This is a genomic window from Thermogemmatispora onikobensis, assembly GCF_001748285.1.
In the GTDB taxonomy this organism is placed as follows: Bacteria; Chloroflexota; Ktedonobacteria; order Ktedonobacterales; family Ktedonobacteraceae; genus Thermogemmatispora; species Thermogemmatispora onikobensis.
The window spans coordinates 142,978-158,117 of sequence record NZ_BDGT01000004.1; the positions used below are offsets into that span (position 1 = coordinate 142,978).

Annotated in this window: 15 protein-coding genes; 8 read left to right on the top strand and 7 right to left on the bottom strand. The window is 59.9% G+C overall.

Annotated features, from left to right (window positions below; genetic code table 11):
• Positions 1 to 127: 127 nt before the first annotated feature.
• Together BGC09_RS03225 and mtnA are read right to left on the bottom strand one after the other, a co-directional pair.
• Positions 128 to 763: an HD domain-containing protein gene (locus tag BGC09_RS03225; RefSeq protein WP_069802025.1), complete on the bottom strand. Its 636-nt coding sequence runs from the start codon at positions 761 to 763 to the stop codon at positions 128 to 130.
• Positions 763 to 1,914: an S-methyl-5-thioribose-1-phosphate isomerase gene (mtnA, locus tag BGC09_RS03230; RefSeq protein WP_084657892.1), complete on the bottom strand. Its 1,152-nt coding sequence runs from the start codon at positions 1,912 to 1,914 to the stop codon at positions 763 to 765. The genes BGC09_RS03225 and mtnA overlap by 1 nt, the downstream gene beginning before the upstream one ends.
• A 339-nt stretch (positions 1,915 to 2,253) precedes the next feature.
• On the opposite strand from mtnA, the gene BGC09_RS03235 reads away from it, so the two are divergent.
• The 8 genes from BGC09_RS03235 (at position 2,254) to hepT (ending at position 9,867) form a co-directional block, all read left to right on the top strand.
• Entirely contained in the window at positions 2,254 to 2,790 is a 537-nt protein-coding gene (locus tag BGC09_RS03235) for an RNA polymerase sigma factor (protein WP_069802027.1), read from the top strand.
• A gap of 379 nt (positions 2,791 to 3,169) precedes the next feature.
• A complete protein-coding gene (locus BGC09_RS03240; protein WP_069802028.1) occupies positions 3,170 to 3,595 on the top strand; it encodes a hypothetical protein in 426 nt (141 codons plus the stop codon).
• Positions 3,596 to 3,880: 285 nt separating this feature from the next.
• Positions 3,881 to 5,773, top strand: a complete 1,893-nt coding sequence (locus BGC09_RS03250) for a sensor histidine kinase (protein ID WP_084657894.1) — start codon at positions 3,881 to 3,883, stop codon at positions 5,771 to 5,773.
• A gap of 97 nt (positions 5,774 to 5,870) precedes the next feature.
• Positions 5,871 to 6,272, top strand: a complete 402-nt coding sequence (locus BGC09_RS03255) for a response regulator (RefSeq protein WP_069802034.1) — start codon at positions 5,871 to 5,873, stop codon at positions 6,270 to 6,272.
• A 53-nt stretch (positions 6,273 to 6,325) separates the two neighbouring features.
• Positions 6,326 to 7,897 carry a leucyl aminopeptidase gene (locus tag BGC09_RS03260; RefSeq protein ID WP_141727608.1) on the top strand — a complete coding sequence of 524 codons (1,572 nt, stop codon included), beginning with the start codon at positions 6,326 to 6,328 and terminating at the stop codon, positions 7,895 to 7,897.
• 64 nt (positions 7,898 to 7,961) lie between these two features.
• Positions 7,962 to 8,213, top strand: a complete 252-nt coding sequence (locus BGC09_RS22015) for a MoaD/ThiS family protein (RefSeq protein ID WP_084657895.1) — start codon at positions 7,962 to 7,964, stop codon at positions 8,211 to 8,213.
• A 58-nt stretch (positions 8,214 to 8,271) separates the two neighbouring features.
• Entirely contained in the window at positions 8,272 to 8,685 is a 414-nt protein-coding gene (locus BGC09_RS22020) for a molybdenum cofactor biosynthesis protein MoaE (RefSeq protein ID WP_084657902.1), read from the top strand.
• 342 nt (positions 8,686 to 9,027) lie between these two features.
• Positions 9,028 to 9,867, top strand: a complete 840-nt coding sequence (hepT, locus tag BGC09_RS03270; RefSeq protein WP_069802036.1) for a type VII toxin-antitoxin system HepT family RNase toxin — start codon at positions 9,028 to 9,030, stop codon at positions 9,865 to 9,867.
• Positions 9,868 to 10,052: 185 nt separating this feature from the next.
• On the opposite strand, the gene BGC09_RS03275 is transcribed toward hepT, so the two are convergent.
• The 5 genes from BGC09_RS03275 to BGC09_RS03295 form a co-directional block, all read right to left on the bottom strand.
• The gene (locus tag BGC09_RS03275; protein ID WP_069802038.1) at positions 10,053 to 11,489 is read right to left on the bottom strand and encodes a tetratricopeptide repeat protein; all 1,437 of its coding nucleotides are present in this window, start codon (positions 11,487 to 11,489) and stop codon (positions 10,053 to 10,055) included.
• Positions 11,490 to 12,043: 554 nt separating this feature from the next.
• On the bottom strand, positions 12,044 to 12,787 hold the full coding sequence (locus tag BGC09_RS03280) for a GntR family transcriptional regulator (protein WP_084657897.1): 744 nt from the start codon (positions 12,785 to 12,787) through the stop codon (positions 12,044 to 12,046).
• Between the two features lie 216 nt (positions 12,788 to 13,003).
• Complete coding sequence (trxA, locus tag BGC09_RS03285; protein ID WP_069802041.1) at positions 13,004 to 13,351, bottom strand: thioredoxin; 348 nt, start codon at positions 13,349 to 13,351, stop codon at positions 13,004 to 13,006.
• Between the two features lie 437 nt (positions 13,352 to 13,788).
• Complete coding sequence (locus BGC09_RS03290) at positions 13,789 to 14,547, bottom strand: Bax inhibitor-1/YccA family protein (RefSeq protein WP_069802043.1); 759 nt, start codon at positions 14,545 to 14,547, stop codon at positions 13,789 to 13,791.
• A 251-nt stretch (positions 14,548 to 14,798) separates the two neighbouring features.
• Positions 14,799 to 15,008 carry a hypothetical protein gene (locus tag BGC09_RS03295; protein WP_069802044.1) on the bottom strand — a complete coding sequence of 70 codons (210 nt, stop codon included), beginning with the start codon at positions 15,006 to 15,008 and terminating at the stop codon, positions 14,799 to 14,801.
• Between the last annotated feature and the right edge of the window lie 132 nt (positions 15,009 to 15,140).

Sequence of the window (15,140 nt, forward strand, 5' to 3'; positions counted from 1 at the left end):
TGAGCAGGAGTGCGCCTGCGAGCGTGCGTACGTGCGTACGTGCGAGCGAGCGGGTGGCGGAGAGAGAAAACAGCAGGGGCGCTCGCTCACCAGACAGTGCCAGTCAGCAAGAGCGGGCCAGCCTCGCTCAGACAGGTGTGGCCCCGCTTAGATGCTCAATGACCCCATCCAGGAAGGCCAGGGTCTTGCCGAACTTATCGCGGGCCAGCTCGCGGGCAGGGGCCGTATTGAGCGACTGGTACAGCTCCACAAAGCGCTCCTCAATATGGCGCAGAATCGCCGCCAGCACCTCACTGGTCACAGCTCGATTGGGATAGCGCGCGCCGAACTCGATGAGTGAAGTAACCACGGCCAGCCCACTGAGGCGCCCGAGCTTATCGGCGTCGTAGAGGATGCGCGTCTCCAGGGGAACCTTGCGACGCTGCTCGGCGGGCACCACCGTTGTATGGGCCAGAATGATCTGTTCCACCTTGCGAATGCGCTCCTCGGGTACATCCAGTTCGCGTAAGAAATCGACGGCCAGCTCAGCCGACTTGATATGATGGTCCTGAAAACCATAGGAGGCCGTCGAGATATCATGCAGATAGGCGGCGATCGTCAGCGCCTCCATATCCAAATGAGCGGCCTCCTCATCCCCCCGAGCCTCCAGGTCTAGCGCAAGCATCTTACAGTTTGCCACAACGGCGCTGACGTAGCGAAAACCTTCCTTGCCCAGCGTTTCCTCAGCGTGCTGGGCTACAGCCTGCACAACGTCTGTCTCCATTACCTCTCTGCCTGCTTCTCGATAGGATGATGGTCATCTGCACAGAGGCCGCGCAGGGCTACGCTATACGGAGCGCGCGCAACCCCCCTCTCGGTAATAATAGCACTTATATATGTATGAGGGGTTACATCAAAGGCCGGATTGGCTACAGAGACACCATCAGGAGCAATGGAGATCCCACGGATGGCCGTGACCTCACGCGGGTCACGCTGCTCGATAGGAATCTCCTCCCCGGAGGGCAAAGCGAGATCGATCGTAGAACAAGGGGCAACCACGTAAAAAGGAATGCCATGCGCATGAGCTAGCACCGCCAGACTATAGGTTCCGATCTTGTTGGCGACATCGCCATTGGCCGCGATGCGATCGGCTCCCACAAAGACAGCGGCGATCTGACCCCGACGCATGAAATAGCCGGCCATATTGTCAGTGATCAGCGTGAAAGGCACTCCCTCCTGTTGCAGCTCCCAGGCCGTGAGACGGGCCCCCTGGAGCACCGGGCGCGTTTCGTCGACAAAGACATGAATGCGCTTGCCTGCCCGATGCGCCAGATACATCGGGGCCAGGGCCGTTCCCCAGCCGGCAGTAGCCAGAATCCCGGTGTTACAGTGGGTCAGCAGCTGATCTCCATCGGCGATCAGCGCCTCACCATAGCGTCCCATGCGCAGGCAAGCCGCCCGGTCCTCAGCAGCAATGGCCTGGGCCTCTTCCAGGAGCAGGCCCACCAGCTCCCCAGGACGGCACCCAGCCCCGGCAAGCCGCTGAGCCTGCCCACGCAGCCGACGAATGGCCCAGCTGAGATTGACCGCTGTGGGACGGGTGGCTGCCAGCAAGGCCCCTGCCTCCTCAAGCCTGGCCAGAACCTCAGCGAGACTGACCTCACTCCCCCGCTCTGCCAGCAGGCGCCTGAGCGCTAAGACGAGTCCGAAAGCCGCCGCCATGCCAATTGCGGGGGCTCCCCGCACCTTCAAGGCTTTGATCGCCTCTGCTACCTGACGCTCATCCTCAAGCCGACTGTAGACTACCTGCTGCGGTAAGAGCGTCTGATCAAGTAACATCAGGGCACAGCCCCGCTCGTCTTCCTGCCACCAGAGAGGACGGACACGCTGCACTGGCTCAAACTCGTGCTCCAACCCCCCTGCAAGCATGGACATGCTCTCTTCTCTTCCTTCCTTCGTTAGCTAGCTTTGTGGAGATTAGGCTCTCTTCCAATGGCTGATTCCTGCCGCTGTTATGGTATCATAATTGCCCCTCGCTGGCAAAAGAGGCCGCCCCCCAAATAGTACTAACATAAACAGAACCGTTTTCAACGAACCCGCTCAATATGCTAACATGATAAACAGCATACGAGAGCAGCAGTGTGAATAGCGCAATGCTACTAAGATGTAGGTTTCCCGTTCCTCCCCTATGCTTGACCCTGCCCCGGCAGGCTCCGGCTGTGAGCGAGGGACAACAAGATTCTAGCTATAGTCAACATCGAAGGGATGTCGCGCATGGCTAGGGCGGAAACGAAAGAGAGGACCTGGTCTTTCGATCAGATCTACGACGAGTATAAAACATCTATTTATAATTATGTGTACCACCTGGTAGGTGACCGCGAGCAGGCGGATGATCTGACTCAGGATACCTTCCTGAAGGCGTTCCGCGCTCTGCCCAAGATGGACAGCAATCTCAAGGTCTCGGCCTGGCTCTATCGCATTGCGACCAATACAGCTTACGATGCCCTGCGCCGTAAGAAGCTGATCGCCTGGCTTCCTTGGCAGGATCTCGACCACGAGCCAGCCGATATGGAGAGCGCTGATCCACAGGAGGTCTATACGACGACCGAGCTGGTGCGCGCCGCCCTGCGACGTATGCCCCAGCAGTATCGGGCCGCTTTGCTGCTCTATACTCAGGAAGGCTTCTCCTACAGCGAGATCGCTCAGGCCCTCAATATCGCTGAGAGCGGCGTGAAGATGTATCTGTCGCGCGCGCGTCAGTCCTTCCGGGAACACTATAAGGCGTTAGAGCGAGGGGTCGGCTCTAAGTAGCTCCGCCGCGGGAAGGCGATGACCCGGCACCGTCAGCCAGGCAGGGAAGGGCACAGCGTCCGTACCTGGTGCTCTTGCCCTTCTGTCCACTTGGCCGCTGCTGGCATCCTCTGCCCTGCCGCTGCTCTCATTGTTGGCGCTGTTCATGGCGGGATGCTTCCTTCGTCCATCTGTTCCCCTGCCTCATCCCGCCCTGCGGCATCACCGACAGCCCTCGCTCGCCCCTCCCCCTTACTCCCTCCCCCGCCTGTCCTGCTCCTCGCCAACCAGCCTTCGACCTAGGCGTCACGAGTATAATGTAGTAGTGGTGGGTCCCAGGCACTTCTCAAGAACCAGGGGCGGATTCGCAGTGCGAACTGAATAGGTTAGGAGGGATGTCATGCTACGAGCTTGGGGTCTCAGTAAATATTTGAAGCATGCCGCGACACGCGCCGCACCGATCTTGCTGACCTCGCCTGCCGCTGCTTCTTCCCCGAGACTGGAGCGCGCCGCCGCTGCAGAGACAGCAACGCGAGCTGAGCTGCAGCACTACGATGTTTATTTTCGCGCGCTCCCCGAGGCGGCCAGGCCCGAAATTATTTCTCAGCTCGATCGCCGCGAACGCCTGGTCTTTCTGCTGCTGAATGGAAAACGGAGCCTGAGCGAGATCGCTCGTCTCGTCCATCGCGATGAGCAAGATGTGGCCTGTACTGTGGCCCGCTTGCTCCGCAGCGGCTATGTGGAGCATATCGAGGATGATCCCGCCCCCGCCAGAGCTGGCACACCAGTCACCCCGCTAACACAGGCTCCCTCTCATCCGTTATAATAGAGGAGCCTGAACAGATGGCGGGGTGTGGGCAGGCCCACCCGCAAGTGGCGGCCAGCAAAAGAAGCAGAGCAGGCTCGCTGATGGTGCTATCAGCCTGGACGCCCTTTTGATTCGTGGGGTGCTGCGGCTCCTTCTCTTGGAGCTGACTGTCCACCTCGCCGTGCTGCTCGTGTCGCTGGGGCTGGCCAGGCAAGCGCCAGCTCTTCTGCCAGCGCGGTACGTGGAGGGGAGGACGAGCCGGACTCCGCCCTCCCCTTATCTATTGCTGAGGCTTGTGCTCGCATGCGTGCGATGGTGCGTTCTTTGGGCGCTAAATTGATTCTGGCGGCGGGGTTGATCTGCTTCCTTTGCCTGAGCCTGTTCCTGGCCCTGAGCTGGCCTCTGCTCTCTTATTTCTCAGCCCATCAGACGGCTTTTCCTCACGTCTGGCTGGCGCTTGCCTCTTTGCTGCTCTTTACCTGGGCCCCGGGCTTCTTGCTCCTCAGCATCGCGGTTCGCCAGCTCGTTAGCCTTCCTCTCTCTGAGCTGCTCAGTCGGGTAGAGCAGGGCCTCCGTCTGCCACTTTCGCTGCCTCCCCGCATACCTGCTTCCACGCCACCGCCACCAGCGCTCCCAGCGACTACGCCCCCAGGCGATGAGCTGGAGGCCCTCTCTCAGGCTTTTCAGCAGCTCGGCTCGGCCCTGGCCCAACAGGATGCAGAAAGTCGCTTGCTAACACGCCAGCTGAGCGATCTGCTGAGCATGAGCGATGCTCTGATTTCGACGCTCAATCTGGAGCATTTGCTGGCCGAGATCGTTTCCCGGCTCGGCGTCATTATGCAGGTACGCCAGGTCTCGCTCTTGCTCTACGGGCGCGATCAGCCTGCTCCCTGGGCAGTGGCTTTGTGGAGCAACGACCCTCCGCGCACTGAGATCTTGACCGGTGAGACCTATCGCCAGGGTCAGGTCCGTGTCTATACTGACCCACGCGCCGATATCACGCTGGCCGCCACAACGAAAATGACCGCCCTGCCACGCCCGACGCCTCCGGCCCCCCGGCGGCGAGTGATCCGTCCACCACGTCTGCTGGCCGCCGTCGCTCGTGTGGAACCTCCCCATCCCCGCATTCCCCACGAGGCGCTCCGTGAGCTGGATCTGTTGCTTGCCCGGATGGCCATGCAGAAGCAGAAAATCGCCTATGGCGAGGACGTGCATGCAATCTACCAGGAGCGGCAGGAGCGCTGGGCGCGGCTGGCACTGGAGGCCGGCTACGGCGCAGTGATCGCTACGCCCCTGTTACTGCAAGATGAGACGATCGGGGCGATTATGCTCTACTCGGAGCGCCCCTATCAACTGACCCAGCGCGATACCTTCCTGTTGAGTACGGCGGCCATCCAGGCGGCGATGGCTATTCAAGACGCCCTGCTCTTCGCCGAGGTTAAGGAGAAGAATGTCGCCCTGGAGCGCGCGAATCAGCTGAAGTCGCAGTTCCTGGCCACGGTCACCCACGAGCTACGCGCTCCTTTGCATAGCATCATTAGCTACGGCTCGTTGCTGGTGGATGGCTTCGTCGAGGGAGCACTGACACCGGAGCAGGAAGAGCACATCCGCTTTATGATCCGCCGGGCCGAGGATCTGTCGCACCTGGTCGATGATATGCTCGATCTCTCGAAGATCGAGGCCGACCGCCTGGAGGTGCGCCTTGAGCCGCTGGCGATCGAGGGCTGCTTGCGAGAGGTTGTGGATCAGCTGAAGCCTCTGGCTTCCGCTCGCGACCTATCCTTACAGCTGGAGCTGCCCGAGGAGCTGCCGCGGGTACTGGCCGATAGCTATCGCCTGCGTCAGGTGCTGGTCAATATGGTCTCCAATGCCATTAAGTTCACCGAGCGTGGCGGCATTACGATCCGTTGCAGTCTCCTGGAACGCTATGATATGCTGCGTATTGCTGTGCACGATAGCGGGATCGGCATCTCGCCGGCAGCGCTGGAGTATATCTTTGAGGCATTCCGCCAGGCCGATAGCAGCACAGCGCGCAAGTTTGGAGGCACTGGCCTGGGTCTGACGATTGCCCGTAAGCTCGTGGAGTTACAGGGTGGCGAGGTCTTCGTGGAAAGCATGCCAGGGCGTGGCTCGATCTTTTCCTTTGTGCTCCCCCTGGCAACCAGCCCGAAGCCCCAGAGCCGCTCAGGAGCCTGAATGAGCGGTCAGGTCAGTCAACGTTGTCTGCTCCACCACCCACGCCCGCCACCTCCAGTTTCTCCACGATGAGCATCTAGGATGACAGTGACGATCGATGACGATGGATACCGGTGTATCTTCCACACGACGTGAGGCCACAATTCTGATCATCGAGAATGATCCTTCCGATCGCCTGCTGCTGGAGAAGGTCCTCTCTTCCCGCGGCTACCGCTGCTTTTCAGTGACGCATGGCCGCGAAGCACTGGATTTGCTAGAGCGGGTGCAGGTCGATTTGATTCTCACAGACCTGCTGATGCCCGTTCTCGATGGGCAGCGAACGGCGCAATTGATCCGCGCCCGTCCGGGGATGGAGCGCGTGCCAATCGTAGCTGTTACGGCTTACCCCCCCGATGAGGCTCGCGGCTCAAGTCCTAGCGGCGGCTACGACGAGTATCTGTTGAAGCCCTTTAAGCCGCGCCAGTTGCTGGATCTCGTTGAACGCTTGCTAGTCCGCTAGGTGTCTGGCCTCTCATACGATGATGACTTTGGTGCAAAGGAGCCAGTGAGACTGTGGAGACTGTGGAACTCGATCTTCGGCTGACTAATGAGCCTCTGACAGAGATCAGTTGCGATGCACTCGTGGTGAGCGCAGGCCGTCCGCGTGGGAGCGAGCAGGCCCGCCTGAGTGCCCCTGCACAGGTGGTAGATGCCCGCCTGGAGGGCCTGCTGCAGGAAAGCTGTGCCCGCGGCGAGATCAAAGGCTATAGCGGGGAGATTACGACGTTTTTTGCGCCGGGTGGCCTTGCCACCAGACGGCTGATTGTGCTCGGCCTTGGCGATCTGGAGCGCGATGCACCACGTACCTTGCGGCGGGCCTGCGCAACCCTGGCTCGCCAGCTGCAGGAGAAAGGCGCTCGGCGCGCGGTTTTGGCCATCGATGTGGCCAGCCTTCAGCCGGAACCAGGCTCACCGCAGGCCCTGACAACACTGGCCGCTCTGCAAGCTCAGGTGGAAGGGTTCCTCGTTGGGCTGTACCGCTTTAGTCGCTATCGCAACAATGGCCCAAGAGACTCCGAGGAAGCCGTCCGCGAACTGCTGCTACAGCTGGGGCCTGCCCAGAGAGCTTACGAGAGCAGTACGCTCGAGGCGGCTCTTCAGCGGGGCCGCATCCTGGCCGAGGCGACCAACTTCGCGCGCGATCTGGTGAACGAGCCGCCGAATATCTTGACGCCCAGTGAGCTGGCTCGCCGGGCCCGCAACATGGCCGAAACCTGGGGCCTTGCTTGCGAGGTGTTGGAACGCCCCCAGATGGAAGAGCTGGGCATGGGGGGCCTCCTGGCCGTCTCGCGTGGCAGCAGCGAAGCTCCCTATCTGGCGATCCTGCGCTATCGCGGCGCCCCAGAGCAGGCAGGCGGGCTGGCTCTGGTCGGCAAGGGCATTACGTTCGATAGCGGCGGCCTCTCCTTGAAAAGCACAGATGGCATGGTGACGATGAAAGGCGATATGGCCGGAGCTGCTGCTGTTTTGGGGGCGATCCAGGCCATCGCTCGCCTCAAACCAGCCCTGAATGTGACGGCCCTCGTCCCGACCTGCGAGAATATGCCTGATGGGCGCTCCTACCGACCAGGCGATATCTTGCGTATCATGAATGGGAAGACCATTGAAATCGTGAATACCGACGCCGAGGGAAGGCTCATTTTGGCCGACGCCATGTCCTACGCCGCGCGCGAGGGACTGACCCCGATCATCGATGTCGCGACGCTCACCGGCGGCATCGTGGTCGCCCTGGGACATGTCTACACGGGCCTCTTCAGCAACGATACGCGCTTGAGCGAAGAACTCATTGCCGCGGGTGAGGCCGTGGGAGAGAAGCTGTGGCGCCTGCCACTGGACGACGAATACGGCGAGCAGATCAAGAGCGAGGTCGCCGATATCAAGCAGACTGGCGGTCGACCTGCTGCCTCGATCACTGCCGCCAAGGTATTGGAGCACTTCGCCGGCTCAGCAGCCTGGGCCCATCTGGACATCGCCGGTACGAGCTTTGTGGATAGCTCCAGGCCTTATCAAGAGAAAGGAGTCACAGGGGTCGCAGTGCGAACGCTGGCCGAGTTTGTCATGCGACGGGCTGCCAGTCAAGGCTGACCAGCGGACTGCACAGACTGCGCATAGCTGTACAGTCGCGCAAACAGCGTGATATACTCTTGGCATGAAGATCCGTGTGCGCTACTTTGCGGGATTACGCGAGATCGCGGGTCAGGATGCCGAGTTCCTGACGGTGCCCGAGGGAACCGACGTTGCCGGAGTACGGGCCCTACTTGTCGCTCGCTATTCCCGTCTGCAGCCAATCCTGGAGCGCTCGCTGTGCGCGGTGAATCGCGAATACGTTCCCACGGACCGAGTGCTGCAGGAAGATGATGAGCTTGTCTTTATTCCTCCACTCGGGGGTGGGGCGGCCTGATAAGCAGCCGCCCTCTCCTGGGCAGGGGAAGAGCATTTCTCTCTGGCAGGATGGGCCTATGGAGCCGGTGATTCAGATTACGCGCGAGCCGCTGAATCGCGAGGCGCTGGTGACCGCGGTGGCCGCGCCCGAGGTCGGCGGCATTGTCATTTTCGAGGGCGTGGTGCGCAACCACGCCCGTGGCAAGCAGATCCGCTACCTGGAGTACGATGCCTATCCCGAGATGGCAGAGCAGCAGCTTCGGCGCATTGTGGAGGAGGCACGCCAACGCTGGGGAGCAGAGCGGGTAGCAGTGGCTCACCGCCTTGGGCGCGTGGAGATCGGCGAGGCGAGCGTCATCGTTGTGGTCGCAACCCCCCATCGTGCCGAAGCCTTTGAAGCCTGCCGCTACATCATCGATACCCTCAAGACCACCGTCCCAATCTGGAAAAAAGAGGTCAGCCTCGACGGAGAAGCCTGGGTAGAGGGCTGAGTTGAGCACCGCTCGCCTCTCTCAACCCACCTCGCGTTGCTGCGCCGCCTGCCGAGAGGCAAGCGTTGGGGAGCGGCGTCTCAGTCAAGGAGCAGACAGGCCGCTCTCTCAGTCAGCTGGGCAGAGGCGCAGCAGACAGGGGGCCGTTGCAGCTCCATTTCTATGGTAGAATATTACATACAGAAGAGGGAGGAAAGCAGCTCTCTTCTCATTAGACTGTTGCATGCAGGCAAAGGACTGGCTGAAAAGCACCCCCGGTCTCTCAACGGATGGGGGATACTCCTTGAAGCCTTCTGCCACTGTCTCCCGACAGTCCTCAAGGAGTTTGATCGGAGGCTGCTGATGAATCTCTTTGAGAAGCAGGCACAGCTTCACCAATTCTTCGCCCAGAATCCCGTCAATGCCGCGTATCTGACAGGTATACTGAAGGGGCGCACGACCTTCGGCGAACTGAGCGATATCGATATTGCTATTCTCCTGATGGACCAGGTGCGCGCTGAGCAGTTCCTCGACTATCAGCTTTACTTTTTCAGCGAGCTGGCCAGACGCCTGGAGACCGAGAATATTGATGTCATGATTCTGAATCAGGCGTCGCTGCTGCTTAAGCTGCAAGTGATCAAGTATGGCCAGGTTCTCTACAGCCGCGATGAGAAGCGGCGTATCATGTTTGAGACCAAGGCCGTCATGGACTATCTGGACTTCAAGCGCTTCGACGAGCTTCAAAACCAGGCCCTGAGCCGCCGCCTGCAGCAGCAACTGCTCCCAATAGACAAGGATCTGGTGCAGCGTCACCTGCAGCAGCTAAGCGAGGCTATTGGTATTCTGCACGGCCTGGGGGAGACGCAGCGCGAGGAGTTCACCAGCGATTACCGCATCTACGGCCTGGCAGAGCGCTATCTCCAACTTGCCATTGAAGCCTGCCTGCAGATCTGCAGCATCCTGGTCGCTTCTTTCGGCCTGCGCCGACCCGAGGATTACCATGAACTGCTGAGCATCGTGGCAGCTCAGCAATTGATCCCCAAGACGCTCGCCTACCGCCTGGAGGTTCTGACGAACTTGCGCGATGCCCTTATCCGCGATCCCGGCACGCTGAACCGCGATCTGCTCTATGACCATATCCGGCAGCGCCTGGAGGACCTGGAGAGCTTCGCCGAAACAATTAAAGGTCGCCTGGAGCCATGAGCTATAGCCACCCGGCGAACCAGGGGCGGAGCGGCCAGGAGAAGAAACCCACTCCCAAGGCAGCGGGTCCTTTGTAATGTGCGGCGCGCTGCCTTGCGCTGCACCGAGCCGCACCGCGCCGCCTCTCCCCCTTCCCGCCTGCACGAACGGTGCCAGGCAAAAGCCTGATCAACCAGGACCAGAAGCTAGAGGGCCTCACTGGCCTGGCGCAGCTCGCTCGCTTGAGCAAGGATCTCGCGCGCCTCGTCGGGTCGCCCCATCTCCTGGTAAATCCGAGCCAGGGTCTCATAGGCCAGCACCAGCGAGGGGTCCAGCGCTATAGCCTGTCGGGCCATCTCAACCGCCTCGTTGTAGCGTTTGACCTCGCGATAAGCCTCAGCGAGGGCGTTATAATAGTCGGCATTGAGCGGATCGGACTCGATGGCGTTCTCGTAGTTTTCGATGGCCTCCTGATAGCGTCCGAGGGCGTCGTAGGCGGTAGCAAGCTGATAGTACCCCTCTGCATCGTCTTCGAAACGCTGGAGAAGCTGGTTGGCAGCCGCGATGGCTTCCTCATGGCGGCCTAGAGCGTTGTAGGCATCGGCCAGGCCGGCATAGGCCGCAGCCAGCTCTTCTTCCTGAAGCCCATCGGCAGCAGCGATCAGCTCCTGATAGGCGCTGACAGCCTCCTCATAGCGCTCAGCTTCCATACAGGTCTCCGCCAGGCCAAAGCGGGCGCTCTGAAGAAGGGGATCAAGCTCCAGGGCCCGACGATAGGCCTGCAGCGAGACCTCGGTCTGTTCTTGCAGGGAGCGCCAGTACGCGAGGCGTTCCCAGGCATTGGCATCCTCTGGGGCCAGGCTCACAATACGTTCATAGGTCTGGGCCGCTTGATCACGCTCGCCCATCTGTTCATAGACCTGGGCCAGCACATCATACGCAGCCCGATCATCAGGGGCCAGGGCCAACATCTGGTTAGCGACCGAGAGAGCCTCATCGTAGCGCCGCATGTCGAGGGAGATGGAAGCCAGCTCGGCGTAGCGCGCGGGATCAGCAGGGTTCTCATCGATCTCGGCCTCCTGAGCCATAAGTCGGCGCAGCTGATCATTGATGCGCTCACGCACATCGCGTAGGTTCGTGGAGGCCATCGGATGATCGGGATTGAGGATGAGCGCCTGCCGATAGGCCTGGACCGCATCCTGATAGAGGTTTTGGAGACGATAGGCATCGCCCAGGCAGACGTACAGCTCGTCGTTCTCAGGATCGATCTCCAGCCCCTGCTGGAAGGTTTCGATAGCCTCCTCATAGAGACCGAGCTCGCTATAGAGATGGCCCAGGTTAATATAAGCCTCGATCAGACCAGGATCAAGATCGATGGCGCGTCGATAGCCGGCGATGGCCAGCTCTCGATCGCCCAGATATTGCTGAGCTAAAGCGAGATTGTAACGCGAGCGGGCACTGTCGGGATTGGCAACCACCGCGCGCTCAAAGGCGGCCACCGCCTGCTCATAGTCGCCAGCGCGTGCCGCCTCGTTGCCGCGATCGGTCCACTCCTGCTCCTCACGGCGGCGAGCATCAGCCACGCCATTCTGAGCAGCGGTCGCCGACTCAGCAGCCTCTTCTCTTTGCGGAATGTCTTCCATCAGTAGCTACCCTTCTTGATTGCTCATCAGAGCGTGCTTGACTAACAGTGGTCAACGGCGTAAAGCTCTACGCAACAGCACGTCCCGGCCTAGTATAACATGCCGTCAGAGCTTCTTCTAGTCTGTTCTTGCTGGTCCGGCGAGGGGCAGAAAGTCCCGGCCAGGGAAGCAGGATACAGGGGAGGGGGCCGAAGCGAAGGAGGAGAGAGATCGAGGCTGCCAGAGAGAGCAGACCGGTTCCCCTGGTCGATGAAGGGGCCCGGTCAGCGAGATCGGTTCCTCACCGGCCCCGGGGAGAGCAACACTGCTCCTCCGTGATATCGGCGGTCCCTACAGCCAAGCGGGTCGGCCTGCTCTGTGGCAGATCATTCTTCAGGACAAGTAGCCGAGGACAGCTGGCATGAGCTGTCCTGTGAATCAGCGTCGTGCAAGACAGGAGGGAGAGCAAGGCGTCGGTCCAGCTCTCCCCAGGCACAAACAAGAGTTCCTACAGGATTCGCTCACCAACCACCGCCCGCCCCAGGCGATAATCGCTACGGCCAGCGACCGCTCACTCAGGACTTGGCGACACGCAATGTGACCATATATTCATAGCGCGATCCGGGATAGAAGACTTCGCTATAGGCGATAGGTGAGCCAGTTTGATCGAAAGTTGTGCAAGTGACGCGCAAACCGGGTTCGTCCGGGGGAATGCGAAGAAGCTCAGCCTCGCGCGCCGAGGGCAAGGCCGCCTTCACATTCTGCTCGGCAATATAGGGGGTCAGGCCCTCCGAGGCCATCATACTATAGAGTGAGCCTTCACCCAGTTCTTTGGCCCGCTGATAGATGCCTGTCGCCCGCGGATATGGCAGATAATCGACCTCATAAGCGATGGGCACCTCATCGGCAGTCCGTACACGCACCAGACGAATCGCCTGCTCCTCATCGAGCAGGCGCAGGCGCTCGCGCACCGTTTCAGAACCGCGCACCAGCTCGCTGACGAGCAGCAACCCACCCGGCTGCTTGCCACGGCGGCGGATATCCTCGCTCAGGCTGGTCAGCTCGCTGAGCGTCTGCTGCACGCGCGGCTCACAGACAAAAGTCCCTTTGCCATGTTGACGATACAACAGGCCCTCATGGACGAGTTCGGTCAGGGCCTGCCGCACCGTTGCGCGGCTGACGCGGTAGCGTGCCACCAGCTCCGGCTCGGATGGAATCGCCGTATGTGGGGCGAGATGCCCAGCGCGGATCTGCTGCTTGAGCACCTCTTTCAGCTGGTAATAGAGCGGCAGCGGATTCGAACGTTCCAACATTGGCATAATATGCAGTCCCCCCTATGTCCAGACAACAGGATTCTACCTCTCAGGCAGTCAGGATGATGAGAAGAATATATCATAAAAGCCGAAAAGCGTCGAGAGGGGAACATACATGGAGAAGTGCGAGTCAGACGGGCGGTTTTGGAAACAGCCTTCATCGTCGCACTTCTCCTTCGACACTGCCTCTTTCTTGCTCCTCTTACCCGCTTAGCAAGAGGATCAGGCGACGCTGGCCTGAGCCAGGATGCGATCGATCTCGCTCTTCAGGCGCAGCGGATGAGGACCCACCAAGCGGGCAACCTCTCGACCGTCTTTAAAGACAATCAGCGTTGGGACGGCCTGGACGTACAGGCGCGAGGGTGTAATCGGGTTCTCGTCGATATCCATTTTAGCAAAGGCCAGCTTCCCCTGATATTCGTCGCTCAGCTTCTCATAGGTAGGAGCGAGGGCGCGACAGGGGGGACACCAGGTTGCCCAGAAATCGACGATCACCGGCGTCGGAGACTTGAGCACCCGCGCCTCGAAGTCGCTATCGCTGATATGGAACAGATTGGAACGCTCAGCCATTCGCGTGACTCTCTTTCCCTGGAATAGAAATGGGTTTCTTTCTTTCTTTCTTCCTTCCTTCCTTGCTCTTTGAGCTTTGAGGAAGCAAAGATAGCCTCAAAGGCTTTCAGTTAGGAAAACAATGGCAGCGCTGCCCTTATTCCAGAGAGCCAGGCCACCGTCTGATTATACTCAGCAGAGCGAGGCCCTCGCAATAGCGAGCGCCTTGATTGTGACAAGAGTCCTGTCGAAGGACCGGCTGAGCAGACTATGCTGCCCGCCTGGCGAGAAGGCCAAGCCAAGAGAGGAAGGATACTGACAAAGTCAGCTGATCGGCCTCTCCTCATTTCTCAGCCTTTGCCGGTTATCGATTGGCCAATCCGGCCCCTTGTTTCCCTCCGCAGCCAGGCGAGCCGAGCGTTTGCCAGGCCGTGTCTTGCCGGCGAGCTGCTTGCCCGCTAGCGATTATCGCGGCTTCCTCCTTGCAGGATCATAAGGAAGCGCAGGATGTAGAGGAAGAGATTCATCACCGTCACAAAGATGGCGACGGTGAGCATGATGGCATTGGGCAAGGTGTCGGCCAGATACTTGGCGCGTTGTACATAGTAGAGGACATAGCCGCCGAAGATCGCGATGCCGACGACGGAGATCAGCAGGCCACCCAGACCCGTGCCAAAGAGGCCGGGCAAGAAGAGGCCGAGGATGCCCGCCACCAGCAAGAGAATCAGGCCGAAGAAGAGGTACTTCCCCAGACCTGAGAAGTCACGGCGTGTGGTCCAGGCATAGGCAGCCAGTCCCAATGAGGACAAGGCCGTAATCAAGAAAGCCTCTCCGAGAATATTCCCCATCCCGGCGCCGGTCAGTGCCATCACCAGGGGCGCCAGCGACATTCCTTCCAAGAAAGTGAACAGGTAGAGCAGGAAGAGGTTCAGCCCGTGGACGTTGATCGCCAGCTGCAGAATAAAGAGGACGATCAGGCCCCCAAAGGCAACCAGCAGATAGGCTCCAAAGCTGGCTACCTGAGCAAAGAAGGAGATACCGACAAAGGTACCGATACAGGCCACCAGGAAGGAGATGGCCAGCAATAGCATGACCTTGCTAACCAGGCTCCCCGCTCGTTCGTTGACGTAAGGAATCGTCTGATAGGGATAGGAGCCAAGCCAGTTATTGCGCTCTCCCCCCATACCAAACGGCGAATTATAGCGTGGATTATACATGCTTCACCTCACTCAGGGAAACAAGCTGCTTCCGCTGCCTCTCGGTTCCGCTATACTGTAATGAGCATCGGGTGCAGCCTCTCTGCAAGACGACAGCCAGAGCCACTGTCGTTTCTTGCTTCCTCCCTCATCAAGAGATATTACGTAGTCGCGGGCCTGGGGTTGTACAGGCACCCCTTTGCGCTCGATCTTCTCCTTGGACTCGGCACGGTCCTCCTCTTCTAGAGAAGGAAACGCCCGGCAAGGCGGATTTATTTCGAGGATTCACGCCTCTCTGCCGGGTGCTCGGCCTCTGTACTGGGCGGCTTGAAGGAGGATTCGGCGATATTGGTGATGTCGCAAGGTGGATGGTTACTATCGGCATGCCAATAGAAAGAGCTACCCAGGGGCTTGTAGAGAAGCCCCCCACAGCGGGGGCAGCGACGCAGCGTTTCGTTCTCCTGATCCTGACTCGTCGGCATAAATCCCTCACTCCTTCAGATCAGCGCGGCATAGGAGCCTGAGAGCCCTACCTGATTGTGGAGGAGAGGAAGCAGGTAAGTAGCCGGGGAAAGCCAGCTGAAGCGCACCGATTCATTCCATCCATCGCGGTG